The 25,677-nt window shown below is 71.6% G+C and carries 22 protein-coding genes; 18 read left to right on the plus strand and 4 right to left on the minus strand.

The window, feature by feature from the left end:
- Positions 1 to 36 precede the first annotated feature (36 nt).
- From P9K36_RS02135 to P9K36_RS02155, 5 genes are all read left to right on the plus strand, one after another.
- A complete protein-coding gene (locus P9K36_RS02135) occupies positions 37 to 1,209 on the plus strand; it encodes an SIR2 family protein (RefSeq protein WP_278306507.1) in 1,173 nt (390 codons plus the stop codon).
- Between the two features lie 609 nt (positions 1,210 to 1,818).
- Positions 1,819 to 3,180, plus strand: a complete 1,362-nt coding sequence (locus P9K36_RS02140; protein ID WP_278306508.1) for a hypothetical protein — start codon at positions 1,819 to 1,821, stop codon at positions 3,178 to 3,180.
- An 11-nt stretch (positions 3,181 to 3,191) separates the two neighbouring features.
- Positions 3,192 to 4,025 carry a hypothetical protein gene (locus P9K36_RS02145; RefSeq protein WP_007565555.1) on the plus strand — a complete coding sequence of 278 codons (834 nt, stop codon included), beginning with the start codon at positions 3,192 to 3,194 and terminating at the stop codon, positions 4,023 to 4,025.
- A gap of 92 nt (positions 4,026 to 4,117) precedes the next feature.
- Positions 4,118 to 4,852 (plus strand): DUF4396 domain-containing protein, encoded by a 735-nt coding sequence (locus tag P9K36_RS02150; RefSeq protein WP_278306509.1) that lies wholly within the window; start codon positions 4,118 to 4,120, stop codon positions 4,850 to 4,852.
- A 637-nt stretch (positions 4,853 to 5,489) separates the two neighbouring features.
- Positions 5,490 to 6,614 carry a DNA-binding protein gene (locus P9K36_RS02155; protein ID WP_278306510.1) on the plus strand — a complete coding sequence of 375 codons (1,125 nt, stop codon included), beginning with the start codon at positions 5,490 to 5,492 and terminating at the stop codon, positions 6,612 to 6,614.
- 464 nt (positions 6,615 to 7,078) lie between these two features.
- Here P9K36_RS02155 and P9K36_RS02160 read toward each other — a convergent pair whose 3' ends face one another.
- From P9K36_RS02160 to P9K36_RS02175, 4 genes are all read right to left on the minus strand, one after another.
- Entirely contained in the window at positions 7,079 to 8,401 is a 1,323-nt protein-coding gene (locus P9K36_RS02160; protein WP_053620342.1) for a hypothetical protein, read from the minus strand.
- A gap of 188 nt (positions 8,402 to 8,589) precedes the next feature.
- A complete protein-coding gene (locus P9K36_RS02165; RefSeq protein WP_053620341.1) occupies positions 8,590 to 8,904 on the minus strand; it encodes a metalloregulator ArsR/SmtB family transcription factor in 315 nt (104 codons plus the stop codon).
- A 607-nt stretch (positions 8,905 to 9,511) separates the two neighbouring features.
- Positions 9,512 to 9,844 carry a hypothetical protein gene (locus P9K36_RS02170; RefSeq protein WP_132252722.1) on the minus strand — a complete coding sequence of 111 codons (333 nt, stop codon included), beginning with the start codon at positions 9,842 to 9,844 and terminating at the stop codon, positions 9,512 to 9,514.
- A 17-nt stretch (positions 9,845 to 9,861) separates the two neighbouring features.
- Complete coding sequence (locus tag P9K36_RS02175) at positions 9,862 to 10,647, minus strand: hypothetical protein (protein ID WP_132252720.1); 786 nt, start codon at positions 10,645 to 10,647, stop codon at positions 9,862 to 9,864.
- Between the two features lie 643 nt (positions 10,648 to 11,290).
- On the opposite strand from P9K36_RS02175, the gene P9K36_RS02180 reads away from it, so the two are divergent.
- From P9K36_RS02180 to P9K36_RS02240, 13 genes are all read left to right on the plus strand, one after another.
- Positions 11,291 to 12,319 carry a hypothetical protein gene (locus P9K36_RS02180; protein ID WP_132252718.1) on the plus strand — a complete coding sequence of 343 codons (1,029 nt, stop codon included), beginning with the start codon at positions 11,291 to 11,293 and terminating at the stop codon, positions 12,317 to 12,319.
- A gap of 89 nt (positions 12,320 to 12,408) precedes the next feature.
- On the plus strand, positions 12,409 to 12,840 hold the full coding sequence (locus P9K36_RS02185) for a hypothetical protein (RefSeq protein WP_132252716.1): 432 nt from the start codon (positions 12,409 to 12,411) through the stop codon (positions 12,838 to 12,840).
- 54 nt (positions 12,841 to 12,894) lie between these two features.
- Entirely contained in the window at positions 12,895 to 13,680 is a 786-nt protein-coding gene (locus P9K36_RS02190; protein WP_132252713.1) for a metallophosphoesterase, read from the plus strand.
- An 84-nt stretch (positions 13,681 to 13,764) separates the two neighbouring features.
- Positions 13,765 to 15,708 (plus strand): AAA family ATPase, encoded by a 1,944-nt coding sequence (locus P9K36_RS02195; RefSeq protein WP_132252711.1) that lies wholly within the window; start codon positions 13,765 to 13,767, stop codon positions 15,706 to 15,708.
- Complete coding sequence (locus P9K36_RS02200; protein WP_132252708.1) at positions 15,705 to 16,685, plus strand: hypothetical protein; 981 nt, start codon at positions 15,705 to 15,707, stop codon at positions 16,683 to 16,685. The genes P9K36_RS02195 and P9K36_RS02200 overlap by 4 nt, the downstream gene beginning before the upstream one ends.
- Positions 16,686 to 16,708: 23 nt before the next feature.
- Positions 16,709 to 17,629, plus strand: coding sequence for a 3'-5' exonuclease (locus P9K36_RS02205; RefSeq protein ID WP_182592556.1), 921 nt, complete (start codon positions 16,709 to 16,711; stop codon positions 17,627 to 17,629).
- Between the two features lie 502 nt (positions 17,630 to 18,131).
- Positions 18,132 to 19,538, plus strand: coding sequence for a hypothetical protein (locus P9K36_RS02210; RefSeq protein ID WP_132252703.1), 1,407 nt, complete (start codon positions 18,132 to 18,134; stop codon positions 19,536 to 19,538).
- Between the two features lie 528 nt (positions 19,539 to 20,066).
- Positions 20,067 to 20,576, plus strand: a complete 510-nt coding sequence (locus tag P9K36_RS02215) for a hypothetical protein (protein ID WP_132252700.1) — start codon at positions 20,067 to 20,069, stop codon at positions 20,574 to 20,576.
- A 464-nt stretch (positions 20,577 to 21,040) separates the two neighbouring features.
- A complete protein-coding gene (locus P9K36_RS02220) occupies positions 21,041 to 21,211 on the plus strand; it encodes a hypothetical protein (protein WP_165937823.1) in 171 nt (56 codons plus the stop codon).
- Positions 21,212 to 21,314: 103 nt separating this feature from the next.
- Positions 21,315 to 22,514: a hypothetical protein gene (locus tag P9K36_RS02225; protein WP_132252698.1), complete on the plus strand. Its 1,200-nt coding sequence runs from the start codon at positions 21,315 to 21,317 to the stop codon at positions 22,512 to 22,514.
- Positions 22,514 to 23,209 carry a TnsA endonuclease N-terminal domain-containing protein gene (locus tag P9K36_RS02230; protein ID WP_278306512.1) on the plus strand — a complete coding sequence of 232 codons (696 nt, stop codon included), beginning with the start codon at positions 22,514 to 22,516 and terminating at the stop codon, positions 23,207 to 23,209. The genes P9K36_RS02225 and P9K36_RS02230 overlap by 1 nt, the downstream gene beginning before the upstream one ends.
- Complete coding sequence (locus P9K36_RS02235) at positions 23,206 to 23,427, plus strand: hypothetical protein (RefSeq protein ID WP_007565593.1); 222 nt, start codon at positions 23,206 to 23,208, stop codon at positions 23,425 to 23,427. The genes P9K36_RS02230 and P9K36_RS02235 overlap by 4 nt, the downstream gene beginning before the upstream one ends.
- Positions 23,409 to 25,670, plus strand: a complete 2,262-nt coding sequence (locus P9K36_RS02240; protein WP_007565595.1) for a DDE-type integrase/transposase/recombinase — start codon at positions 23,409 to 23,411, stop codon at positions 25,668 to 25,670. Before P9K36_RS02235 ends, P9K36_RS02240 begins: the two co-directional genes overlap by 19 nt.
- Positions 25,671 to 25,677 lie beyond the last annotated feature (7 nt).

Raw genomic sequence — 25,677 nt, forward strand, 5'->3', positions numbered from 1 at the left:
GAATTCGGGATGCCCCCGGTCGCAGGGGTTCGGGCCATGATCAACGACGCCATCCAGGTTCGCTACCCGTTGCTCGCCGAGCCCGCGACGAACCTTTACGAGCATGTCGAGGGTTTGGTCAGGACCCACTGGCAGCGGACGGTGCCCGAGTTCCTGCGCCGCGAGCCGCACTACGAGGACTTGCTGTACGCCATCTTCGCCGTCGCCGCGGCTTACCCCGCTGGCGCCGCGACCTCGGCGTTGGGCGCGGTCGTGACAGCCAAGGGGATGCCCGACGTCTCGCTTTTCGGTCGGCACGCCACGCCGGTCGGGCCGGACACCCTGCGCGATCTCGGCCGCGCGTCGGTTGATGCCGTCGTGGAGGCGTTCCGCGAGCGCTGCGCCGCCAGCGAGGCGGACAAGGCGTCCGAGTTCGCAAGGCTTCAAGTGCTGGTCGCCGCGCTGCAGGCCGAGTTCGACGTCGCGGTGGTCACCCTGAACTACGACAACGTGATGTACCGCGCCTTTCCCGGGATCGAGACCGGCTTCGACCCGGCGACCGGCATTTTCGACCAGGAGCGCATCCTCCGGCGGTCCGGCTGGGCATGCATGCTGCACCTCCACGGGTCCGTCCATTTCGACATGCAGCCCGGCCCGACCGGAGACATGCACGAGATCCGCTGGCAGCCGGATATCCGCGGCCGTTTCCATCAGAACGCCGGTGGCCGCCGCACGCGCTCCCACGTCGAAAGCATCGATTTCCCGACCTCGGTCATCGTCGCGGGATACGGCAAGACGACCCAGATCCTGAAACGGCCCTTCCGCACCTACTACTCCGAACTCGACCGCCTCGTGGCCGGCTGCGACGCCGTGCTCTTCGCCGGGTACGGGTTCGGCGACGAGCATCTGACAGTGGCCTTCGAGGGCTTCCGGGATGCACGGAACCGCCCGGTCGCCATCATCGATTTCGCTCGGGACGACGCCATGACGATGGGCGGCGCCGATCTCGGAGGCCCCAACGCCATGGTCGACGAGATGGTCCGGACGTTCCTGACCGAGCCGAGGACCATGCGCGCCCTCGGCTACTCCGCCCCGCAAACGGTCGCGGATCTCAGGGCTGCCCGGGAATTCGAGACCTGCCTGGACCCCGCGACGCCCCTCGCCATCTGGTACAACGGCATGCTCGCAGCCTGCGACGCGCCATCCAAGGTGCTCGCGCGTCTGGCGTGACGTTCGGGTCGAGGGACTGGTGCGCAACGACCCGGAGGGCGGTGCCGAAGGACCGTGGCTCTCCGGGACCGTACCGAAGGAATTCCGATTCCGCACCGTCCAGGAGGTGGCGCAGCTCAGGCGCCGACGCCAAGTCGACGTTGCGCTGGCGAGCCTCCCGTCGGGGCGGCCAGCATCGCCGCGACGCCCTGGTCGAAGGTGCCGGGTATGTCTTGGCTGGAATCATGATCCCTGCCCGCAGGGTCGCGGGACCGGTGTCGGTCGACAGAGCCAAGGGTTCGGTTGACGAGCTTGGCCAAGCGGTATGCGGCCAGCGTTCCGCGGAAGTCGTCGGAGGCGATGCAAGCCCTCCTTGCAGGATGACGGCGCCGTTCCATCGGGTTGATGCGCCGAGCGACGGCCCGAGGTCTTCGGAGATGGATGTAAATCTTGCTTCCGGTATCCGCAGTTGCAGTCGGCTGGGATGATACGGGGCTTCAGAAGCGCGTTAGTAGCTCTTCCGCAACACCGGCGGCGGAAAGCCTGTCCAAGGCGTGCATTCGCCCGACCGACCCTTCCAATATCCGCCCGACCAAAATACCCCTAAGGGGTATCGAGTCGGAGGGTGGCATGATCGGACGGCGGACATTCCTCACCGGCGCCCTGGCGTCGGCGGCCTCGGCCCCCTTGGCAGGGACCGCCGCGCGAGCCCTGGACGGCATCGAGCGGCGGGACGAGGTCAGCTTCCTCAGGGGGCCCTACAACCTCGCCTTCTACTACCGGCTCAACAAGGCCTACCGCATCGGCGCCGGGATGCACTTCTTCCACTCGAAGCAGCACGACCTGCTGCAGCTCACGCGGTTCGAGGACCGCGCCGGGGTCGATGCCCGCTTCGACAAGGAGGCGCAGGAATGGCTGCGCGATCCGCCGGCCATCGAGCCGGAGATGCCGTACTACTCCAACTACGTCGACCGGGCGATGCACACGCTGTTCCGGACCATCGACTGGACGCACATGCATCACGAGCAGACCTACGACGTGATGGCGTTCCGCGAGATCCCGTGGGCCGAGAAGAAGGCGTGGACCGACCGCGCGGTCAGATACTACCTCACGATGCAGACGCCGGGCGTGCCCCGCAGCGTCGCCCCGCTGGAGCTGACCATGCGGCGGGCGGGCATCATGATGAAGCCATACTTCAACTACTTCCGGAACTTCTACCCGCTCGACCAGAGCCTGTTTTACGTCGCCCACTGGTGGCACCCGGCCGCGTACGAGACGCAGATGATCTCGGGCAACAGCGACCAGGAGGCCGCGATGGCCCAGACCATCGACCTCATGTACCGCGAGGTGATGGCGGACCGGCCCGGCCGCATGCTGCTCTCGCGCGAGATCATGCCGCGCTACGCCCGGATGAGTCCCGAGAGCGCGAACATCTTCGACAACCTGCACATGCTCCACGGGATCGCCTACTCGATCCTCGCCTATCCCGGCTGGTCCATCGAGGAGAAGCGGGCTGAAATGTACCGGGTCATCGAGGCCATGGGCTACCAGCCCGGCGACGAGGCCTACACGCGCAGGTTCCGGGAGCCCCATCCCGAATTCGATCCGAGGACCTATCCGGCGTGGGTGCGCTCGCCCCAGGGCGCCATGGGCATGATCATGATGGACATGCTCATGGAGATGCTGCCGATGATGTACCCGGGCGGCCTGTCCAAGGCATCCCACGCCGCCATCATGCAGCAGATGATGAAAAACGGGCGGCTTGGGATCGAGCCCGGCGAGATCCCCGGCTCGCTCCACGACGCATTCATGCAGGTCGCCCCCGGCATGCGGATGATGCCCGGCTCGACCGAACCCGGCGAGACCCCGACCATGATGGTCGAGCACATGCTCTCCGCCTGGAACGCCAAGGCCGCCGGCATCCCGGACGTGGCGCCCATCGACATGACCGTCGAGCCGAGCCTCGGCCCGGCCCGTGTCGCCGTCCGCTGAGGAGCCGCGCCATGCCGAAGCTCGTCCGCACCGCCCTCGCGGCCCTCCTCGCCCTCTCCGCTGGCTCGGCGATCGCCGCGGACCACTCCAACCTGGAGGAGGGGCTGCCCATCACCATCGAGGACGCCTACCCGATCAAGGAGAACGGCCTCGAAGTGCAGTCCTACTTCCAGTACAACCGCATCCGGAACGACCCGCGCGGCGCCAGCAGCCTGATGGCGGTGCCGCGCCTGGAATGGGGCGCGTTCAAGAACTTCCAGCTCTCGGTCGAGGCCCCGTACCGGCTCGGCAACGCGAGCGACACCGACCAGGGCGAATTCCTGGCGCAGGGGTTCTACAACTTCAACCAGGAGGGGCTAGTCCTGCCCGCCATGGCGGTCGCGCTCGGGGTGAACACGCCCTACGGCCATATGGCCGGCGGCACGGAGACCGAACTCAAGTTCCTGGCGACCAAGTCGCTCGGCACCCCCGATCCGGAGGGATTGTCGCCGTATTCCTACGTCCCGCGCCAAGTTCACTTCAACGCGTCGTGGTTCCACAACTACGACCCGACGACCGGCCGGGAGGCCGAGCGGCGCGACCGCTACCGGGTCGGCGTCGCCTACAGCCAGCCGGTCTCGAACTCCGTCGTGCTGGTCGCCGACGTCTACCGCGAGACCGACCGGGAGCGCGGCCGGGCGGTCAACCTGGCCGAGATCGGCGCTCGCTACATGGCGACGCCGCAGACGGTGCTGGTCGGGGCGGTCGGCGTCGGCTTCGGCGGCGACCGCCGGCAGGACTTCCGGGTCACGGCCGGCCTGCAGCACTCCCTGAGCTTCCCGTACTCCTGGGACCCGCCGCGCTGATCCGCCCACCGCCGGCATGGGAGGGTTGCACCGCGTCGGGGAACCTTACCCCTAGGGGGTATGTTGCACCGGCATTTCCGTGGGGGTGCCGCATGTTCCCGGAGTGGTTCCACATCCTGTCCGTCTGCGCCCTGCTGCTGGGCGCGGCGTGCTCGCTGCTGCTGTCGGTGCAGGTGATCCGGCAACCGCAGCACATGACGGTCATGAACGTCGTCTGGCCGGTGAGCGCGCTGTTCGGGACGCTCGTCGTCGTCTGGGCGTATTACCGCTATGGACGGCTAGCCACGATGGAGGCGCACCATAACGCCAAGGAGCGCGGCGAGAAGCCGCCGAACATGACGCAGACCCCGTTCCCGGTCATGGTGGGCAAGGGCGCGCTCCACTGCGGCAGCGGCTGCATGCTGGGCGACGTCGCCGCCGAGTGGCTCGCTTTCCTGGTTCCGGGCGTCGCCGTCTGGTTCGGCTGGCATTCCCTGTTCGAGGAGAAGATGTACGCGGTTTGGGTGCTGGATTTCGTGTTCGCCTACGCGCTCGGGATCGCGTTCCAGTATTACGCCATCGTGCCGATGCGCGGGCTCTCTCCCGGCGGGGGTCTGGTGGCGGCCGTGAAGGCGGACACCGTCTCGCTGATCGCCTGGCAGGTCGGCATGTACGGCTTCATGGCGTTCGCCCAATTCTTCCTGTTCCCGCACTTGACCGGCCAGCGCGCGCCGGTGAACTCGGTCGAGTTCTGGTTCGCCATGCAGGTCGCGATGGTGGCGGGATTCTTGACCAGCTATCCGGTGAATTGGTGGCTCGTCGGCTCCGGCATCAAGGAGCGGATGTAGGCCGGTCCGCGCCTATCGGCGAATCACGAGGAGCCAGAAGAGGACGGCGCACGCGGTCGCGAGCATGCAGATCCGGTATGCCGCCTCGTTCGGGGCAGGGCGCATGCCCGCCCCGGTGGCGGCGCGACAGCTCGGGCACCTCGTCGCCTCGGTGCGAACCGTCCGCCCGCAGCAACCGCACTTGGATAAGAGCATGGGCGCCCCTCCCGTCCCGTGCCGAGATCTCGCGGGCCGCCGCACCTCGGTGAGGCCTCTGCGTACGGGCCGACAGGATCACCCTCTGGTCGACCGCGATGGTCCTGAATGCCTTCGTAGTGCGGCGGGGCAGGCCGACGAAGTACGTCTTCGGTGGTAGCGAGGTTTCCGGCGGCTCAAGGCGGGATGGCGGCTGCTGCCGCCGGCGGTTGGCACGCGACTCAGAGACGTACGCATAATGAGTAACGTTATGCGTACGCGTTACACGACGGGGGCGTTCGCCGACTGGGCGTTCCTCAATCCGAAGGCCTCCCGCGGCCTATCTGTCCGGTCGCCCTCGGGTCCGGCTCGCGCTCGCGCCCACACCGAGCCTCCACGCGGACCGCGACCGTTTCTTCACCGCTCGCGGCGATGATACCGGTAACGGCTTGGGATGGCGGGCATGGTGACGGAGAACGGGGTCTGGACAGCCGCGGATCGGATACGGGCCAGGCCGGCACCGCCCGGTGGCACCAAGGAGCGGGTCTCGGTCCGCACGGTCCGGAGGGAGCTCGGCGGCGGGTCGTTCGGCGACATCGCTCGCGAGCTCAGGAAGTGGAAGGACAGAGAGGACTACCGGCCGGCCATCGAGCGGGCGGACCTGCCGGAGGCGTTCGAGAGGCGGCTCACGGTGATCGGGCGGGAGCTGCTTGAGATGGCCCGGGTCGAAGCGGCCCGGGCGGGTCTGGCGGACTTCGTCGGAGCGGAGGATTGCAGGGCCGCGGCGAGGGATCTGCTCGACGAGGCGCTGGACCGGGTCGACCTCCTGGAGGAGCGGGTCGCGGCGTTGCAGGCCGAGCTGGACCGGGTGCGGGCCGTCGGCACTCAGGCCGGCGGGGCCGCGCCGCCCGTTTCCGCCGCGGGTGAGGCGGACTCCCTCGCGCAGGGTCGCGCCGGGCCCAGGTTTGTCGATACCGCGCACGGGCTCAAGCTGGCGCGAGAGGCGAACGACTTCTGGGGGCAGGTGCGGGACGCGGTCGAAGCGGCGGTGCGCCAACGAGGCCCCATGGCGGTCCACCCGCTCCTGAGAGCGCTCCCGACCCGGCTCAAGCAGGAGGGCGAGCGGGCGGGTTTCCCGCTCACCGAGGCGTGGCTGCGCTATCACCTCCTGCGCCTGGTGCAGGACGGCAACGGGCTGACCCTCGTCGGCCATCGGTTCGGGCTGGCCGAGCCCGAGCCCGAGCCGGACGTCGCGGCGACGCCCGAGCCGCCACTCGCCGAGGCGGTCGCGGCGATGGGAAAGCGGCCGTTCTGGCGCTTGTTCATGCGGGAGGTCCACGCCCTTCTCGCCAGAGGCGGGGCACAGACGGCGGAAGGCATCCTCGGCGGCCTGGATCCTGAGTTGGTCGCGGCGACGGGGCGCTTCCAGAGGATCACGCCCCGGCTGCTCCGGTGGAAGCTGCGCCAGCGCATAGCGGAGCGGAGGCCGTTCGAGGAACTCCCGGACGAGCGCTTCGCCGCCCTCGTTGGCGAGGCTCCCTGGGACGGTGAGAGCCCGGCCGGGGCCCCGGCGGCGAGGGCCGGATGACGCCCGCGGCCGAGGCCCGCGGCGAGCGGGGCCACCGCGACGCGACAGCCGACTTATCCGACGCCCGCTCGAAGGCTACGCCGCGGGGTCCGGCCGCACCGGCGGAGTTCGTTGTCGTGGGGCCACCGGCATCCCGGCCGGCGGCGGGGCATCGGCCGCGCCGCGAACGTCTTCGGTGACCGTCGGGATCCGCGCGTGCGGTCCGGCGCCCTCGGAACCCGCGCCCGCGGCTGGACGCCCGATGACGACGGCGGCCACCCGTGACACGGTGCTCGCCCATCGCGCGATGGTCGGACGGCACCAGCGGATCGGGTCCAGGGCGTCGGCGTGGTAATTGGTCGGTCCCTCGTCGAGGACGGCGCGATGGTGGCCGATGCGGTTGCGCGACCTCCGTACGCTGTCGGCCGGCCGCTGGAACGACGACCTTATCCCTTCGGCCGGCTCCGTCGCGCCGGTCACCGGAATCAGCGCGGACGGCCGACGGGCTTGGCGATGGCGAGCACGCCCTTCAGGCCGCTCCCGAAGCGGGCGATCGTCTCCCGGTGCCCGCGCAGCTCGCTGTAGGGCAGGTAGCGCAGGTCGAGCTCGGCCACCCGCGAGAAGGCGGGCCGGGCGAACTGCGCGCGCACGTCCTCCTCGCGGTTGTCGGGCGCCACCAGGAAGAAGTTGCGCGCGGCCCCGCCCTCGACCCCGAGCGCCAGGTCGAGCATCCGCACGATGCCCGAGTAGATGCTCGTCGTGTGCTCGACCTCGAAGGCGGCCGCGACGTCGCCGTCCGCCTTGTCCAGCCAGATCACGTCGATGAGCCGGACCGTCTCGGCCGACCCATTCGCCGTTAGCCGCCCGGGCAGGCGGTCGAGGCAGCCGTCGGACAGGCGGCCGGAGGCATAGGGGCGGTTGCCGTCGTTCGACGCGATCCAGACGTCGAAGCCGAGGGCGAGGCCGAGGTCGCGCAGCCAGCCCTGGACCTCGGTGTGGGTGTGGTCCGCCTCACGCGCGGCGAGCGCCGCCTTGGAGGCCGTGGCCGCGGCCTCCGCCCGCACTCGGTCGAGATCCTCGCGCCAGCGCGCCAGCGCGGCGGCCCCGTCGCGCTCCGGCAGCGGGTATCGCCCGGACCCGACGTCGAACAGGAAGCCCGCGATGGCGCCGTAATCGTTGGAGAGCAGGCCGCGATGGGCGGCGTTGAGGGCGACGATGCCCCGGCGCATGGCGAGGTACTCGTCCCACTTGCCCAGCTTCACGTTGGCCCCGGCGACGGCGTTGTAGCCCTTCACGATGGCCGTGTTGAATGGGGGCACGAGGGTGGGGTGCAGGAAGTACAGCAGGTTCGCCGCGGCCGGGCCCAGCCCCTTGATGCGTTGCCGGTCGAGGGCGTGGATGGCGGACAGCACCCCGTCCTCGGCGCTGCAGCACAGGCAGGCGTCGAGGAACCGGCCGAAGGCGACCTGGTTGGCGCGGTCCTCGTAGATGTCGGGTATGCGCAGCTTCGGCTTCCAGAGGAAGGCGTGATCGGCGCCCTTGAAGACCTGGCGCTGCTCCGCGATGGAGTGGACGACCGTCTCCAGCGACGAACCGCGATAAGCGTTGCCGAACGCGTCGGCGCGGATCTCGTCGATGACCGCCTGGAGGCCGCGCCGGATCGAGCGGAAGTTCTTGATGCGCTCCTCCCACAGGAACCAGGTCCGGTAGGAGGCGCCGGGGTCCTCGCGCCAATGTCGGATGAGGTTTCCGATCCAGGCCTCGTCCGAGGGGCGGTGATCCGTCCCGGTCTCGTCAGTCAGGCGCATCGGCGCGGCATTCCCAAAATCCGGCTTCGGCCCGGAACATACCATTCCCGCCCCGGTCGGCGCTGTCGTCGGCAAGTCTCACCGGCGCGCCTCCGGCGGGACAGGCGGCGCGGACCCCGACGGGTCGCGGCGGTCGGAACGGCGCAGTTCGAGCGGCGCTACCATGCCTGGTCGCAGGCACGGGTCCATCAGGTCGACATCGAAGCGGGACCGGCCGACCGCCCGCGGTGCTCTCCCTCATCGAGGAAGTCGATTAGAGCGTTCATCGCCGGGTAGGCCGCCCGGCAGATCAGGGTCGTGGCTTGGCGCTCCTGAACCACCAGACCGGTGTGGATCAGACGGCGCAGATGATGGGACAGCGTCGAGGCCGGGACATCGACGCGCTGCTGGAGCGCACCGACCGGCAGGCCGTCATGGCCCGCCCGGACGAGCGTACGGAACACCTTCAGGCGGGTCAGATTGCCGAGCGCCTCCAATTGTCGTGCCGCTAATTCGAGTTCCATGGAATTACCATGAAGACGCGGAACGGACCGTGCAACCCCTATTTCTATCAATCCGGAACTACCGCAGCGGCTCGGTGGTCGACCGCACGCTCCGGCGCCGCGAGGTGTCGATCCTTCGCGGCCGGCCGTTGCGCTCCTTCACGTTCGAAAGTCCGGCACCATCAGCGCGGCGGGATGTCGAGGGGGCATCGGGTCCACCCGCACCGGCGCCGATATCGGTCGCGAGGCGCTGCGTGGCCAGCCATCCGGCTTATCCTCTGACGCGACAGACGTAGCCGAACCGTCGCCGGAGCCATCGCCGATCTCGGCCTGTGGCAGCGGCGTGGCATCCCCGATGCGGCGTCGCCTCTGATTTCTCCCGGAGACAGCTTGAGCAGCTCGACCAGCCGCTTCCCGCCGAAAGCGCCTCCATGTTCCGGCTCGGGTACATACCCGCAGGTCGCAACCCGTAACGGGTCACGCATAGCGATAGACGTTACGGGTTCCAAACGGTTTCCGGAACCTGGAACGCCGATCCTTCGCCGGCCCCCGGCTCCCGCGGCGAAGCGGGAGCCGGGGCCGGCTCGCGTCGTCCGAAGCCCGGTCCCGCGGGCCGCGCGGACGACGGTCACGAATCCTCCCGCTCGTCGCCACGGTTCGGCGCCAGGCCGACGAGGACGCAGGGGTCCAAGTCCCAGTCGTCGAAACCGGGGTCGAGCAGGCCAACCCCGTCCGCCGACAAGGCGTAGAACGCCTCGTAGGGGTTCGCCTCCCAGCGCGGGGTCGCCGTCGGCGGCACGTTCCGGGCGACGTGGCCCCGACCGGCCCGTGCCCGCGAGGAACTCGTCCCCGCGCGCGCTCGCCGGGCGCTTCCGGAGCGACCGGGACGACCGGTCCCGGGTGAGGCGACGCGCGGCCGAGGGGCCAGCGAGACGCGGTTCGGCTTCGTGCGGTTCATCATGGCTCTGGTCCTTTCCGTCAGGCGCGGAGGCGGGCGGGTTGCGTGGCGCGGAGGCGGGCGGTCGCCACCGGCGTCGGGCGGGATTTGCGGAGGCGTCCGCCTGCGGCCCCGGCGGTGCCGACCGGCGCGCCCTGGAGAACCGGGTCGCCCAGGGCGGCGGCACAGTCGAGGAGCCGCTCGTGCAGGTCACGGTCCCGAGCCGGGGAGAGCGGCGACATGAGCGCGGTCAGGTCACCCGTCTCGAAGCGCTCGGCGTCCGGGTCCGCCGAGACGGCGAGGAGTGTGGCCGCGAGCGCGACCGCCGCGTACCGCATGCTCTCGCCGAGATCGCCCGCGAGCAGCCGCATCTGTTCCAGCGGCGAGAGCCTTGGTAGTTTGAGCGGCAGAACGCGCGGGGCGATCCGCCAGGCCGGCTGGCCGAGCTCACTGTCGCACCGAAGGTGCCAAGCCCCCGACGCGGTCGCGTGCAGGGCCTGGGCCGCGGTCAGCCGGCACGCCGTGGCCACGACGCGCAGGTGTCCGGGTTTGCCCGGACCGCCCTCGCGAAGCAGGTCCGTCGGCAGGACGGCGATCACGTCGCCTTCCGACCGTGCCGCCAGTCCCGAGAGGACGGCCGCCGCGTCGCGGGGATCGGGGCGGAGCAGGTCGAACGAACCCGAGAGGCGTGCCAGGCCACAGGCCTGGGCGCCGTTGGCGCCGACCGCGACGAGGGTCGGACGGGTACCGGCGGCGGTCAGGCCGCCGGCCACCAGCGCTGCGGCCAGCAGCCCGGTGCGGTCGTTGGAATGGATGGTCGCGATCACGGCGTCCTCCTTTGGGCCGATGCATCGAAGGAATCTTGCCATCCCTATTTCCATATGTCTAGAAGTACCGAATTTACTGGTTATCGGATCCCTGGCCGCGCTCGCTGACAGTCTATCGAGTCACTCGCGCTCCTAAGGTCGCGCCGATCACTGTCATCGTCCCGCTCTGCCCCAGGGTCGCGCCGCGGGTACGTCCCGGCATCGGCGCCGTTCCGGGCGCCCGCCGCGCCGGCATGCCGGTCGGAGCCGCCTCTCGCCGGCGCTCCGGGTCATCTGTGCGACAATGCGTGGCGCGTGGAGCTCCCAGGACCGGCGCACTTCGCGCGCGATAAGCCAATGCCGCCTTGCACGTTCGGAGCGCGCGGACCTGCCTCGTGCCGGTCGTGGCGAGCGTATCCCCGGAGCGGCGTCACCGAGCCACCTCACGCACATGCGTAAGTAATCCTGCGGACCCAAGACTGTAACACTACGCAGCCGTTAACCATGCCAGAAATCCGGCTCTTGATAACGAGCAGAATATGCTGTTCATTTCCGCTCTTTTGCCTTACGATTCACGGATCAATCACAACCGGTCCGACGTCGCGCGCCAGGTGGCCATTCCACCGGGCGTGCCGGCGTCCGGATTCCGTCATGGAGATTGCCCTTGATCTCTGCCTTCTTCGGCTCCGCCGGCCGGACCCATGCCGCCTACGCCGCGCTCCTCCTCGCCGACGCCTATGGCGTTCTCGGCCGGCCCGTCACGCTCCTCCGCGTCAGGTTCCCCGAGGAGGCGCCGTTGCCGGGCCGGACGGTCACGGAGGAGGGCCTCACCGTGATCGAGCGCGAGGCGCGCGACGCACGCGAGGCGGGCGAGATCGCGGCCGAGGCCGTGGGGCGGGACGATGATCTCGTCCTCGACCTGCCCGCGGCGTGCCTGGAAAACCTCGGGCTGAGGGCGCGCATCGACGCGCCGGTTCTGCCGGTAGGGCCGACCCCCTTCGAGGAACATGCCGCAGCGTCCGCGCTCGCGGGCATGAACGCGTCGGAGGATTTCGGTCTGGACGTCGTTTCGCCGCCCTGGCTTCTCGGCTGCGGCCGAAGCGGCGGCGCCTCCGCCGCCGACGCGTTCGGCCGCGTCATGCGCGGGCACGAGGCGCTCGTGCCGGGTCGAGGTCGTATCCGGACCCTGCCAATGGTCGTGCCGGCGTTCGGCCGCGGGGAGGCACAGCGCATCGCCGAAGGGGATCGCACGAGCCGCAGCCTCGTGGCCTCCGTGGCCCTGCTCGCGGCCCTGCGCGCCGCCGCCGAGGAGCCAGCAGCCGACGCGGTCGACACCGCCGCCTACGCCGCCGCCCTCGGCGTCGACGCCGAGCAGGCACGAAGCCCGGACGACCGGGAGGCCGGCGACCGGCTGCGCGACCTCGCCGACGAACTCCAGGGCATCCGCGACCAGGTCAAGCCGACGCCGGATGACTTGCAGGGCGCCCCACGCTTGGAGCGGTGGCGGTCTGCCACCCGGTCCGTGAGGGTGCTCACCGGCGACGTCTACGGCCATCCGAACTTCCCCGATGGGCGGCGCATCACAACCAGCGACCTGTATGCCTCCGATGGCCGGCGCTGGGCGCGCACCTTGTCGAGGTATTTCGTCCTGGGACACCCCGACGCCGGCGCCGAGCGCCTCGACCGGCACTAGCCCTCCGACATCCCGTCCGACGAACCCCGCCCGCGCGCCTCGGCACGCGGGAGCGGGGCCGTCTTGCCCATCGCGAGCCCGGAGGACGCATGCGCCCGAGCGACGACCCCCAGCCCTCCGACCCGACTTCCCTGCGCTGCGAGCTGGCCCGGGGATGCCACCCGCTCGCGCTCTGGCGCACGGAACGGCTTCCGAACATCGCGGCCGCCGCGATCCAGGAGGTCCGCCGAGCCCTCGCCGGTGGCGTCTGCCTGCATCACAAGTCCTGGCCCGCGGCCCGGAGAGGCGAGGCCGCGGCCGCCATCGCCGTCACGCTCGACCTCACCCGGGGCACCGAACCGGATCCCGCCGTCGTGGACCTCGCGCTGTCAGCGGTGCTCGTCGCCGCCTGGCGGGGGGATGCGGCGGCGCGCACCGTCCTCGCCCACGTTCTCGCCAGGCTGTCGCCGAACCGGCGCGGCGGTCGTCCGGTCCGACGCGAAAGGTTGCGGCCCAGGCGCCGCCCCCCGCCGCGGCGGTGACCGCCGCCGCCTCCCGAACAGCGAGACGATCCTGAGAACCCAGGAGCCAAACACGTGCGAATCTGGACTTTCAGCGACTTGCACCGCGACCTGTCGCGGGCGCCCTGGGCACCCGCGCACATCCCCGACGCCGACGTCGCCGTCGTCGCGGGCGACGTCGGGCAGGGCCTGGCGGACACCGTCCTATGGCTGGGCCAAACCATCCGTCCGCTCATGCCGGTCCTGGTCGTCGCGGGAAACCATGAATTCTACGGCTCGGCCGTGGACGAGGAGCGCGCGCTCGGGCGCCGGGCCGCGGAACGGCACGGCGTGACCCTGCTCGACGACGATACCGTCGAGATCGGCGGCGTCGCCTTCTCCGGTGGCACGCTCTGGACCGACTACGGCCTCGACGGCGACCGCCGGCGGGCCATGGCGGCCGCGCAGGCCGGTCTCAACGACCACCGCTGCGTGGCGACGACCCGAAATCCAGGTTGGCGCACCTTCCGGCCGGGGGATGCAGCTGCCCTGCACGCCACCACCCGCGGCTTCCTGCTCCGCGCGCTGCTGGAGGTCGACCCGCCGGACGCGCGGGTGCGACCGCACGTCGTGGTCACGCACCACGCCCCGGCCCGTGCCTCGCTCGACCCGAGCTTTGCCGGAAGCGTGCTGAACCCGGCCTTCGCGAGCGACCTCGGCGGCCTCATCGCCGCCGGCCGCCCGGATCTCTGGCTCCACGGCCACGTCCACGCCCGTCGAGACCACCGGATCGGCCCGACCCGGATCCTGTGCAACCCCCTCGGCTACGACGGCGAGAACCCCGCCTTCGACCCGGCCTGCGTCGTCGAGGTGCCGTCGTAGGCCGCCCCCGCGGATGCGTCCCGAGAAACGGGACCCGCCGCGCCCCGGCCCCGGACCCCAACCCACCCTCGGAGCAAGGCGACGATGCCCCACCTGACTTTCCTGCGCGACGACCTGAACGAGGCGGAGACCGGGGACGTCGCCGCCGACGAGCGCCGTCCCGCGACCGAGACGCTCGCGGCCTTCGCGCTCGAAGCGGCGCTCTCGCCCGCCCAGCGCCGCCGCATCGCCGCCGATCCCGCCTTCGCCCTCGTCGTCCAGGTTCCGGCCGCCGACTGGGTCGAGCCGGTCCGCGAGGCGTGTGGGCGCCTGGCGGCGTGGGGTCACGTGGTGGCGCGCAACGGCGGTTCGAGAAGCGAGGACCGTGCGGACCGCGGAAATGACCGAGTGGCAGACCGGCTCGCCCGCGGCGACCGGGTGCTCGGGGTCTCGCAATCGCCCGCGCGCTACCTGCCTTCGGCCCTCGTCGCCGCGGCGGACCTGCACGTTCGGCTCCCTGGCGCGACCGACGCCGTGATCGCGCGGGTCGTCCGGGCCGCCACGGGGCGGCGTCCGACCCTGCCGCCCGGGATCGCCCGCGGGCTGGACTTCTTCGAGATCGCCGCCGCGGTGCGCGGGACGACGGCGCGGTCCTGCGTCGCGCGCCTCGCCGCGGCGGCGCGCTCGAAGGCCACCGCGGATCCCGCCGTCGGGTCGGCGCCCGATTTCGCGACCCTGGTCGGCTTCGGCGATGCCCATGCCTGGGGTACGCGCCTCATCGACGAGATCGCGACCTGGCGCGCCTCCGGCGGCGCGCCCGCGTTCCAGCGGCTCGACAGGCACGTCGCCCTCAGCTCCGCCCCGGGACTAGGAAAATCATCTTTCGTCCGCTCGCTCGCGAAGGCCGCGGGCCTGCCGCTGGTCGCGACCTCGGTCGGCGCCTGGTTCACCGGATCCGACGGACACCTGGGCGGCGTGCTCCGCGCCTGGGATGCCGCGTACACGCACGCGTGCGCGTTAGCTCCTAGTATTTTGTTCCTAGACGAGGCTGATAGTATTCCTAACAGGGCCACGATGGACAACCACGCGCGCGAGTGGTGGACCCCCTTGTGCACGAGCATTTTGCTCGGTTTCGATGCGCTCAACGCGCCCGGCGCCCCCGAGGTGTGCATCATCGCGGCGACGAACCACGGCGACAGGCTCGATCCCGCCTTGATCAGGCCCGGACGGCTGGGCCGGGTGATCGAGATCAAGCCGCCCTCGGCCGCCGACCTGGCGGTCATCTTCCGGCAACACCTCGACGACGGCGAGGTGCCCGACATGGACCTCGCGCCGCTCGGCGCGCTCGCGCTCGGCGCCAGCGGCGCCCAGGTCGCCGGGTGGGTGTCCGAGGCCCGTGCCGCCGCGCGCGCCGCCGGACGGCCGATGCGCCCGGAGGACCTGCTCGGCCGCGTCGCGCCGCCGGATCAAGGGAGCCCGGCGGACCGACGTCGGAGCGCGTACCACGAGGCGGGGCACGCCGTGGCGTTCGAGCGGATCGGCGCCCGCGTCGCCCAGGTCGACCTGGTCCCGCGCCGGGATTCGCTCGGCGCGACCTCCGTGGCGACCCGCCTCGGCCAGTCGCCGACCCGCGCGGAGATCGAGGGCCTCGCGGTCGCGCTCCTGTGCGGACGGGCTGCCGAGATCCTGTTCCTCGGGGAGCCGAGCGCCGGGGCGGGCGGCGATAGCCGCTCGGACCTCGCGCGCGTGACGACCCTGCTCGCCGGCAACCACGCCTCGCTCGGCCTCGGCGACCGGTTGGCGTATCGCGGCGCCCCCCACGAGGTCGCGGTCGCGCTGTCGCTCGACCCCGCCCTTCTCGGGGCGGTCGAGCGCGACCTCGACCGGCTGAGCGGCGAGGCCTTGGCCGTCATGGAGGCGAACCGCACCGCCGTGGCGGCCGTCGCCGAGCTGCTGATCGCGCGGCGCCTGGTCTCGGGCGACGCGCTCCGGGCGCTGATCGCCGAGGCGGACCAACACCGCGCCGCGCAGGACGGAGGACAGCCGTGACGCTCCACGTTCCCGATCCGGTGGCCCGCGCCGAGGTGCATGCACCGGTACCGACGGAAGGCCCGTCCGCCGTGCCGGCCGCCCCCGGGGCGCGGTCCGCGCCGTCGGAGCCCGTCCCGTTCCGTCTGTGGACCCTGTCCGACCTCAGGGTCGACCGGGCGCCCCACGTGCTGCCGGACCCGCTGCCGGACTTCGACGCCTTGCTCGTCCCGGGCGGGATCGCGCCCGGCCTGTGCCGGTCCGTGCGCTGGCTTGCGGACGCGCTCGGCGGCCGCCAGGGTCGGCGGCCGGTCGTCCTCGTCCCGGGACCGGCGGAGTACCTCGACGGCGAACCCGTGGGCGAGGCGCTCGCCGAGGCCGTGCCGCTCGGGGCGGCGCTGGGCATCACCGTGCTCCACGACGGCGCCGTTCGCCTCGGCGATCCGCTCCGGCCCGGGTTGGTCATCCTGGGCGCGACGCTCTGGACGGACTTCGCCCTCGACGGCGTCGAGAACGCCCGGACCGCCCGCGCCCACGCCCGGAGCCGCTGGACGGTGACGGACAGGGCGGCGAGCGCGCCCGGGGTGCCCTTCTTCCCGCACGACGCGGCCGGTGCGCACGCCCGCTCGCGGGCCTTCATCGAGGACGCCCTCAACGCCGTCGCCGTCGGTGCCGGCTCGTACGGCCATATGCCGAATCCGGTCCTGCGCGACATCGGCCCGGGCGACCGGGCCGCGGTCGTCACCGGCTTCGCCCCATCACGGTCCTGCCTGCCGCCCACCCTGGCGAGGCCCGTGCTCGACCCGTGGCGGGTCTGCTGGCACGCCTCCGCCCTGGACCCCGTGATGGAGGGGTGGGGCGCCCCGGCCGTCTGGATCCACGGGAACGTGCCGCAGGCCTGCGACCTGCGGCTCGGGCGCACGCGCGTCGTGAGCAACCCCTACGACCCGGACGACCCGACGAACGGGTTCGACGCCAGCCGCACGATCCTGGTCTGACAGCCGCCCCGGAGAACCGCCCCATGCACGAGACCCGCTCCCCGTCGCCCCGGCTTCGGCTCCCCTCCATGTCCGACGCGAGCGCACCCGCGGCCGGCGCGCGCTCCGCCGTCCGCCACGACCGTCGGCCGGCGGCGGAACCCGGCGCGGATGCGGACGCGCTCCTCGTCGTCGATATCGAGACCGTGCCGGACGAAACCCTGATGCCGCCGCCCGAGGTGTGGGCCAGGGACAAGTTTCCGAAATGCGCGTGGCACGCCGTGGTCGCCGTCAGCTTCGTGCAGGCGGAGATCCTGCGCGACGGCGAAACGGGACTGGAGGAATATCGGGTCACCGCCTGCAGGAGCGGCGGCGAGGCGGGCTGGGACGAGGCCCGCATCCTGCGCGGCTTCTGGCGGCACTTCGCCTCCGGCAGATTCCGGCTCGTCACCTGGAACGGCCGCGGCTTCGACATGCCGACGCTGCTCCACCGCACGATGCTCCACGGCATCTCGGCGGAAGCCTGGTTCCGGCGCGGCACGCGCTGGTCGGGCTACGGCAACCGGTACGGCGGCGCCCACGTCGACGTCATGGACGAGATGTCCGGGTTCGGGTGCGCCAGCCGGCTTACCCTGGAGGAGGCCGCCGCGCTGGTCGGCATGCCGGGCAAACTCGGCGAGCACGGGTCGCTGGTGGCCGACATGGTCGCCGCCGGCGAGATCGAGCGCGTCCGGGCGTATTGCGAGACCGACACGATGACGACCTTCGGCATCTACGTCCGCCATGCGTATCTCGCCGGCCGGACCGACGCCGCGGCCCACGACAGGGCGATCGCAGGCCTCCAGGATTACCTGGAGCTGGAGCGGACCCGCAGACCGCATCTCGGCGCCTACCTCGACGCCTGGCGACGCCTGTCCGACACGCGGCCGGCGTTCGTCGTCGACAGGGACCGCCGGGGCGGATGACCCTCGCCCTCGGGTCCCGGTCCCGTCTCCCCGGGTCGCGGGCGCGGCACCCGGATCGGGCTCGGGGCCCCGGTCCAGATCGCCGCGTCTCGGGCCCGGGCCGCGCGGCGTCGCCGGCACACCGGACCGGCCGCCGGCGCACGCGCCCGGACCGGTGACGCCCACCGCGGGCGCCGTCGTGCGACGGATGCCGAAGCGGCGCGCCGCGGTCCGGCGCCCCATGCGTTCGCGCCGTGCCGCCTGAGGCGGCCCGGTCCCCGAGAACCCCTGGATGTCGAGGCGGGACATGGCGGAACGCGCGAGCGGAACTTCACCGGGGTCGCCGTCGGGAACGTCGCGGCCGGCGGCGGCGCGGCGGCACGTCCCGGCAGGGTCGGGGACGGCGTTTGTGCCTTGCCGCGCGCCTCGCACAATGGGCTGTGCGCCCGATTCCCGGGCGCCGTCCAAGGACAGGACCGACCCGGCCCGGCCTCCGCGCACAGTCCCGGTGCGAGGCCGTGCCGTGCGCCTCGACCGGACGCCCGCGCGCCTGGGGCACCGTCCGGCCATGCATCCCGACCCCGAATTCCCGGTTTCCCCCGCCGGCGTCCGCCCGGTGCGGGCGGACGTGCACGAACTCGCGCGGGCGCGGCAGGCCATCTCCGCCCTGGCCCATCCCGACACGCGGCCCATCGTCGACACGGCCATGGGCACCCTGCATGCGGCGCTCTCCGGGGGCGGTCTCCAGGTCTCCAAGATCCCCGGGCTGCAGAGCGCCATCCGCAAACACATCAGGCAGGCCTGGATAGATGGCATCGTCGCCCCCCTCGCCCGGTCGCGCCATCCGGCCGACCGGGCCGTGCTCGACGCGATCCCGAAGGATTTCGCCCTGAGGGCCCACGCCGAGGTGCTGGCCGCCCTGGAACGGATCGCCCGTTGGGTCCCCGAGGATGCCGACGGCACGCGGGCGCACCTCGGGCGGGCCTTCGAGTACCTGCGGATGCTGCCGCTCATCCTGCAGGCCCTCGCCGATCTCGAAGGGCTCGCGCCGGGCGCCACCCGAACGGGCCGCCCCGCATCCGGACCCGGTTCCGCGGCCCTCGCCGACGCCGCCGCACTGGTCCAGCGCCGGCTCAAGGCGGCGCTGTCGCCGGGCCTTCCATCCTTGATCGGCGACCTGGCCGACCTGGTTCACCGCGGCCCCGCGGCCGCGGCCGACGTCCCCGCGCTGCGCTGGACGGCCGCCGCGCTCCTCGCGCCGCCCGCGCGCGGCGCCCGGACATCGGACCGGGGCGGTCCGCAATGGCGCCGGAGCCTCGCCGGCGCGCTCTCCCGCGACCTGATCGACGAGGCGCTCGCGCCGGCCGCAGGTCGACTGCTGCGACGGCATGCCGGCCTGGAGATCGGGGACGCCCGCTATGCCCGGGGCGAGGGGCACGGAGGCCGGCTGGACCTCGCCCTGTCCCGCGCCGGCGTCAGGCTGCTCCTGACGGTCCGCTTCGACGTCGCCGGCGGGCGGTTCGAGCAATCCTCCGCGGTCGTCTCGTCGGACGGCGCGCCGACGACGCTCGCGCCCGAAGACGCCGATGCAATCCTCGATGCGTCCATCCCCGACGAGCTCGACACACCCGCACATCGCGCGATGCGCCGCCTCTCGCGGCTGGACCGCGCGCCCAGCCTCCACATGCACGTCAACGGGACCGGCGAGCTCCAGGTCGCTCCTGAGCCGGTTCGGACGCAGGATGCCGGGTTGCTGGAGGAGCTTGTCCGCACCGCCGACGAGGAGGGAAGCGCCGTCAGGTTCGACCCGGTCCGCGACCTCGTGCTGGCGTCCGGCCTGGTCGAGATCGGCTTCGAGTGGCACGACGGGCCGGCCGGTCGGTGCCTGATCCGCGCCCCGGCCCAACCCACCGGTCGGCCAGGCCCATGACGACCAGGTCCACCACGGCCGGGTCGCCGACCGGCTCGGGGGCCCTGTCGACGGCAAAGCCGCTCGGCCAGTGCGAGGGTCGCGATACCAGCTGACCCCCGAGGGCCAGCTTGATGAAATGCGGCATACGCCTTCGTCTCGGCGCCGATGCTGATTGGAATACGCAGACCGACATTTGGTACGGCGGCCTGTGCTCGAATGAATGCTTCATCGACTTGAAGATCGACGAACGCGGACGTGGCGTTTGCGGGCGCCCTTGGTCACTTCGATTGTCGCCAGCCGTTCGATACACGCGACACTCGGCCAGAGGATAACCCCGGGGACGCGACGGACAAGGTTGGCCGGGTGCGCGATCCGGTTTCACTCACCCGGTCGACCGGTCCGACCGGGTCAGGTTCCGTTTACCACGTCCGGTGGACCTGGGCGAAAGAACTTGCGGCCTGGCGGGCACCCGGTCTATGGTCCGATCATCAGGTCGCGGAGCTACTCCGGACCTGATGCGGACCTGGACCTGGTCGGGGGTGCCGAATGGATGTGATCACCCAGATGTGCCAGGAGCGCGACCGGGCCCGGCAAGCCGCCGCGGACAGGACGCGGCAGCTTCAGGAGCTCATGTTGGAACACGTGAGCGCCATCGCGGCGGAGACCGCCAAGGCGGCCCGCCTCGACCAGGTGATCGCGACCCTGCGGCAGGGGGCTGCCTACGCGCCGGAGCCGATGCCGGCGGCCGACCAGGCCGAGATGGAAGCGCCGGCCCAGCCGCTGCCGGCCGACGAGCCGGTCTCGGGCGGGGCCGAGCGGGTGCCGGTGCCGCAAGTCTCGGGCCTGGTTGCCCAAGTCATCGTCGACGCACTCGCGAAGGCAGGCGCCAAGGGGTTGTCGGGAAGCGAAGTCAATGACGCGGTTCGGGACGCCGGTTTTACGCTCGATGCCTCGGAGAAAAACAAGACCCGCCTTAAGAATAAAAACCTCGTTTACCATGATCGCAAGGCACAACATTGGTATCTGAAAGATCCAACGAAGGCCTCGGCGTCATAAGACCAGTCTAGATCCAACAACTCATCAATCATCGAGGAGAATGGCAATGCGCAACATATCTCGCGCAGCCCTCCGCGCGCGCTCGCGCGACCCACCGGGTCGGGAAGTGATCGGAGCGGCAAAATAAAAGCGCACGGTCCGATCCGGACCGCACGCTTTGAGCTTGCCCGCAACCGAGCTGCGAAGCCGTAGCAGGTTAGGACTGGCCCGTCGGCCGAGAGCTTGAGCCCTCTCGACCGCGTCATTGCCAGACCTCGTGATCACGATTGCCGAAAACCAGACCGGCCAACCACCGGGATCAAGGCCGACATTCGAGACCGACGACGTATGCCAGCTCTCGCCTGCGAAAGCAAGCGGGCTGCGCTCCGCCTCCTCGGGATCCGCCGGCCCAAGCCGGCCGCGCCCGGACCGTCCCCGCGACGGATCCGGACCGGCCCCGCGCGACCCCATCCGAGGAGAGCATCATGAACGAGCCGTACCGCGTCGAGCCCCTCACGGCCGACTTCCAGCCGCCCCTCGCCCCCCTGATCGACCGGGCCTTCGATGCCTGGGACGGGGATGTCGCCGCGCTGCTCGGCGTCCCGCGGGGGACGTTCGAGCCGGAGACCGAGGCCAGCGAGCCCACCGAGTTCTGAGCCGCCGACGAAGCCCCGGCCTCCGGGCCGGGGCCGCCGCCCCATCCCATCCCATCCCATCAACAAGGCTGGCCCCGTCCGCCTTTCAAGGACCCATACGACCATGAAGCAGCTCGAACTTTTTCCGTCGACGACTGCCGACGCTGACCGGCTCCGGGCCGAGATCCAGGCCCTCGACGAGATGACGGAGCGCGAGCGCGCCGCCGCGCTGCGCCGCCACCGCTACGTGCGGGCGGTCGAGGACCTCCCGCAGGGACGGCGGGGTGACCGCCACATGCGGGCCGCGATCCGCGCCGTCTGCGAGCTGAGCGACGACGTCGATCCGCCCACGCCGCGCCAGGTCAGGACATGGGAAGCGCGGCTGAGGGAGGCCGGCGGCAACCCGGCCGGCCTCGCCGACCGGCGGATGGCGCGGTTGCCCCGGCAGCAGACCCACTGGGCCCCGTGGATCGGCGAGCTGGTCGACCAGGTCGTGGCCGAGGCCGACCCGCGCCTGGGCGTCACGCTGACGGCCATGGCCCGCCTCGCACAGGCGAGGTGCCTGGAAGCGGCGCCTGCGCGGGGCGGCGCGGCCGCCCACGTTCCCGGTTTCCGGACCCTCGTGCGGATGGTCGGCGACCGTCTGCGTTCCCTGCAGCAGGCGTATCGGTACCGGCAGCTCTCGTGCGGGCGTCCTCTCGCCGAGGTCGTCGTCGCCCGGGAAGTCCTGCGGCTCGCCATCCCGGAACTCGGCGCCGACCGCGTCCACCTGGTCACCGCACGCGACAGCTACAGCGGCGTGATCGTGGCGGCGGCGCTCGGCATTGCGCCGCCGGACGGGGAGGACCTGCTCGGCCTGTTCGGGGCGCGGACCGCGACGGCTGCCGCGGAGCCGCTCGGCGCCGCCCGCCTGTGCATGGGACTGCCGGAGGTGATCGTGCTGGACCATGATCCCGCCTTCCTCGGCGCCACGTTCCAGCATTCCGCGGCGGCGCTCGGCATCCGGCTGCACTTCGCCGGGGTCGACCATCCGGGCGCTCCCTGCCGGGCAGCGGGCCTGCAGCGCTGGCTGACGGCCCGGGGGGAGGCGGTCGAGGACGCAGGAGGCCTGATGGCGGGGGCGCACGCCTGGCTCGCCGATCTGGACTTCCGCCGCTCCGGAGCGGACCGGCGGACCCCGCTGGACCGCTGGCAGGAGGGGGTCGCTCGCTATCCCATCCGGCTGTCGCCGGGGGCCGCTCCCGCGATCCCGACCGGCGAGGAATCGGGTGGCGCCGACGGGGCCGAGGGACCCGACGGCCGCGACACCCGGCGGAGGCCCTGATGCCGGCGACCCTGCGAAGCCGCCATGTCGGCAAGCCGAGCCCGTCGCGCCCGGTCGTCACCGGCCGACGGGACTGCATCACGGGCGAGGTCCCCTCCGGCAAGGTGGGGATGGGCTACCGCATGGTGGCCTACGAGGGCCTCCTCGCGCGGGACTTCATCCTGATCCTGGAGCAGGACGATGCCGTCCTGCGCTACCAGGAGGAGCCCGCTCCCTTCCGGTGGCACGACGGCGTCCGGTGGCGCCGCTACACGGCCGACTTCGCCGTGGAGATCGACGACGGGCGGCGCATCGCCGTCGAGGTCAAGCCGCGGAAGCGGGTGATCAGGCTGGGCTGGGACGGGATCCGGCCCCGCATCGAGGCCGGCGCCAGGGCCGCCGGCTACGACGGCTTCGAGCTCTGGACCGAGGTCGAGGTCGACGCGCTCCGCGTCGCGAACGCCGCGCTCGTCGCGAGCGAGCGCACCTTCGTGGCCGACGAGGCGGAGCAGCACACCATGCGCGTCGTCCTCGACCGCTTCGGCGGCCAGGGCCTCGTCCGGGACCTCCGGGCGGCATCGGGGCTCCAGGCCCGCGCCTTCCGGGCCGTCGTGGCCCTGGTCGCGCGCGGCGAGGCCGAGCTGGCCGACCCCGGCCGACCCTTCGACGACCACGCCATGATTTGCCGCCCCGCGAACCTCAGGAGTGCACCTTGAACAGGCTCGACCAGCAGTTCCGCCTTCCCATCGGCGCGGTCGTCGTCGTCGACGGCGTCCCCTACGCCTCCGTCGCCCGCGAGCGGGCGGGCCTCGCCCTGCGCAGGCTCGCGGGCGGTTCCGAGACCGTCGTGCTGAGCGACGCCGTCCTGGTGGACCTCCACCGCGGCGGGAGGGTGCGCATGGCGGGACCCGGTGCATGCGGGGGGCTGCGCTGACCATGGGCGCCTGCCAAATCCGTCTCCAAGCGGACGCGCTCGTCATCGTCGAGGGCGTCTACCACAAGGTGCTCTCGCGCGACGAGGCCGGCGTCACGCTGCGCACCCTCGGGGCGAGGCCGGTCACGGTCACGAAGACCCATGCCGAGTTGGCCGACCTCTACTTCGGCGAGCCCAGGCGGCTCCAACTGGTGGAGGACACCGCCGCCGGGCTCCCCCAAGGCGTCAGGGACAACCTCCTGCGCAACATCGACACCTTCGACGTTCGCCAGCAGGACGCGGCGCTGATGCGCCTCGACTACGTGCAGGCCTGCGACCGGTGCTTCGCCGAGCGGACCCATAGGAAGGTCCCGAAGGGCTACGCCGATATCGCGAGGCTCGTCGCGGCCGAGCGCCGGCAGCGGGCCATCGAGAACGAGGGCTCCCATCCCGACGACGTGCCGCTCGAACGGGTGAGCGGCTCCTCGCTGAAGGGTTGGTACGGGCGCTGGCGCAAGGGCGGCAAGTCCATCGTGGCGCTGATCCCGCTGGACGACCTGAAGGGACGGGCGGGTTTCCGCCTCGATCCCGAGGTCGAGATGATCATCGCGGAGCGCGTGCGCGAGGACTGGCTCACCCGGAACGGACCGCCGCTGAGCCATGTCATCGTCTTCATCCAGGGCAGGATCGAGCGCGAGAACAAGACGCGCACCGTGCCCTTCGACGTGCCTGACGGAATGACGATTCGGCGCTGGGTGAAGGCGAACGTCAGCCAGTTCGACGTGATCTACCATCGCGAGGGCCCCGCGGCGGCGGAGCAGGCGTTCCGGCACGTCAAGAAGGCCCCGCAGGCGACGCGGCCGCTCGAAATCGTCGAGGTCGACCACACGCCGCTCGACGTCCTGGTCCTGGAGGGCGACGGCACGCCGGCGCGCGACCGGCGCCGCAAGGACAAGCGCACGAGGCGGGTCTGGCTCACGGTCGCGATCTGCGCCGCGACCCGCATGATCGTGGGATTCCACCTCAGTGACGAGCGTCCCTCCTGGACTTCGGTGATGCATTGCCTGCGCATGGCGGTGCTGCCGAAGGACCTGACCGGCATCCGGGTCGACACGGCGTGGCCCGTGTTCGGCGTGCCGGAGGTGGTCAAGCTCGATAACGGGAAGGAATTCCACTCCCGGTCGATGAAGGCGGCCGCCGGGCAGCTGCGGTTCGAGCTCCGCTACATGCCCCGGCGCAAGCCCCACCTGAAGGGCAAGGTCGAGCGCGCCCTCGGCACCATCGCGCGCGACTTCTGCGCCTACCTTCCCGGACGGACCTTCCGCGACGTGCGCGAGCGCGGCGACTACGACAGCGTCGGGCAGGCCGCCCTGACCCTGGCCCAACTCGTCGAGTTCTTCACGATCTGGGTCGTCGACATCTACCACAACCGCAAGCATGGCGGGCTGCTCGGACGAACGCCCCTGCTGCGCTGGCAGGACCTGGCGGGCTATGGCACGCGCCTGCCGCCGTCGGCCGACGACCTCGACCCGCTCATCGCCCTGGTGGTCCCGCGGACCATCCAGCGGAACGGGATCACCTTCCTCGGCCTCACCTACCAGTCCGACGAACTGAAGGGCGTCCGTCGCAGGAAGGGCTTCCACTTCGGCGACGAATTCCTTGTCAAGGCCGAAGCGTCCGATCTCGGCCACCTCCTCGTCCTGGTGGACGAGGAGGCCGGTTGGATCAAGGTCCCCTGCGAGGACGGGTTGGCCGACGGGACGTCCCTGGCGGAGTGGCGAGACGTGGTCCGCACGGCGCGTCGGATGACGCAGGAAGGCCAGCGCGTCGCTCGCGCGACGCTCGTCCGCGCGATGGAGCTGCTGCGCGCCGAATGCCGCAAGGCCGGCGTCAAGCCGAAGCGCCTGGCGAGCGCCGACGTCGACTGGTTCCGCGACCACGCCGACGACCCGATGTTCGAGGTCGCCTGGGACGTCGCGGACGAGGGCGCCCACGAGGAAGAGCGGCTGCGGACCCGACGCCCGCGGAAGGCCGCGCCGCCGGCCGCGGCCGACGCGGCACCCGCGCCCCGGGTCGGGCAGGGTGGCCGCAAGACCGCCCCGCGCCCGGCCAGCGCCCCGCAGGAAGCCCCGCAGGACGCCGCGCCGGCGGCCCGGCCGGCCGGTCCGAGGCCCGTCGCCGCCGAGGCCGATCCGCGGAGCGTGACGGCGGATGTCGGCGCCGAGTTCGACCCCGACGATCCCGACAACTGGACTGCCGAGTGAGGGCCAT

This window comes from Methylobacterium sp. 391_Methyba4, assembly GCF_029691625.1.
GTDB lineage: Bacteria > Pseudomonadota > Alphaproteobacteria > Rhizobiales > Beijerinckiaceae > Methylobacterium > Methylobacterium fujisawaense.

Bases quoted from the DNA above. Each gene is read 5' to 3' on its own strand.
- P9K36_RS02230 (WP_278306512.1), top strand. From the start codon at position 22,514: ATGCCGGCGACCCTGCGAAGCCGCCATGTCGGCAAGCCGAGCCCGTCG.
- P9K36_RS02240 (WP_007565595.1), top strand. From the start codon at position 23,409: ATGCGGGGGGCTGCGCTGACCATGGGCGCCTGCCAAATCCGTCTCCAA.
- P9K36_RS02225 (WP_132252698.1), top strand. From the start codon at position 21,315: ATGAAGCAGCTCGAACTTTTTCCGTCGACGACTGCCGACGCTGACCGG.
- P9K36_RS02195 (WP_132252711.1), top strand. From the start codon at position 13,765: ATGCCCCACCTGACTTTCCTGCGCGACGACCTGAACGAGGCGGAGACC.
- P9K36_RS02155 (WP_278306510.1), top strand. From the start codon at position 5,490: ATGGTGACGGAGAACGGGGTCTGGACAGCCGCGGATCGGATACGGGCC.
- P9K36_RS02185 (WP_132252716.1), top strand. From the start codon at position 12,409: ATGCGCCCGAGCGACGACCCCCAGCCCTCCGACCCGACTTCCCTGCGC.
- P9K36_RS02140 (WP_278306508.1), top strand. From the start codon at position 1,819: ATGATCGGACGGCGGACATTCCTCACCGGCGCCCTGGCGTCGGCGGCC.
- P9K36_RS02160 (WP_053620342.1), bottom strand. From the start codon at position 8,401: ATGCGCCTGACTGACGAGACCGGGACGGATCACCGCCCCTCGGACGAG.
- P9K36_RS02215 (WP_132252700.1), top strand. From the start codon at position 20,067: ATGGATGTGATCACCCAGATGTGCCAGGAGCGCGACCGGGCCCGGCAA.
- P9K36_RS02220 (WP_165937823.1), top strand. From the start codon at position 21,041: ATGAACGAGCCGTACCGCGTCGAGCCCCTCACGGCCGACTTCCAGCCG.
- P9K36_RS02205 (WP_182592556.1), top strand. From the start codon at position 16,709: ATGCACGAGACCCGCTCCCCGTCGCCCCGGCTTCGGCTCCCCTCCATG.
- P9K36_RS02135 (WP_278306507.1), top strand. From the start codon at position 37: ATGATCAACGACGCCATCCAGGTTCGCTACCCGTTGCTCGCCGAGCCC.
- P9K36_RS02145 (WP_007565555.1), top strand. From the start codon at position 3,192: ATGCCGAAGCTCGTCCGCACCGCCCTCGCGGCCCTCCTCGCCCTCTCC.
- P9K36_RS02170 (WP_132252722.1), bottom strand. From the start codon at position 9,844: ATGATGAACCGCACGAAGCCGAACCGCGTCTCGCTGGCCCCTCGGCCG.
- P9K36_RS02165 (WP_053620341.1), bottom strand. From the start codon at position 8,904: ATGGAACTCGAATTAGCGGCACGACAATTGGAGGCGCTCGGCAATCTG.
- P9K36_RS02150 (WP_278306509.1), top strand. From the start codon at position 4,118: ATGTTCCCGGAGTGGTTCCACATCCTGTCCGTCTGCGCCCTGCTGCTG.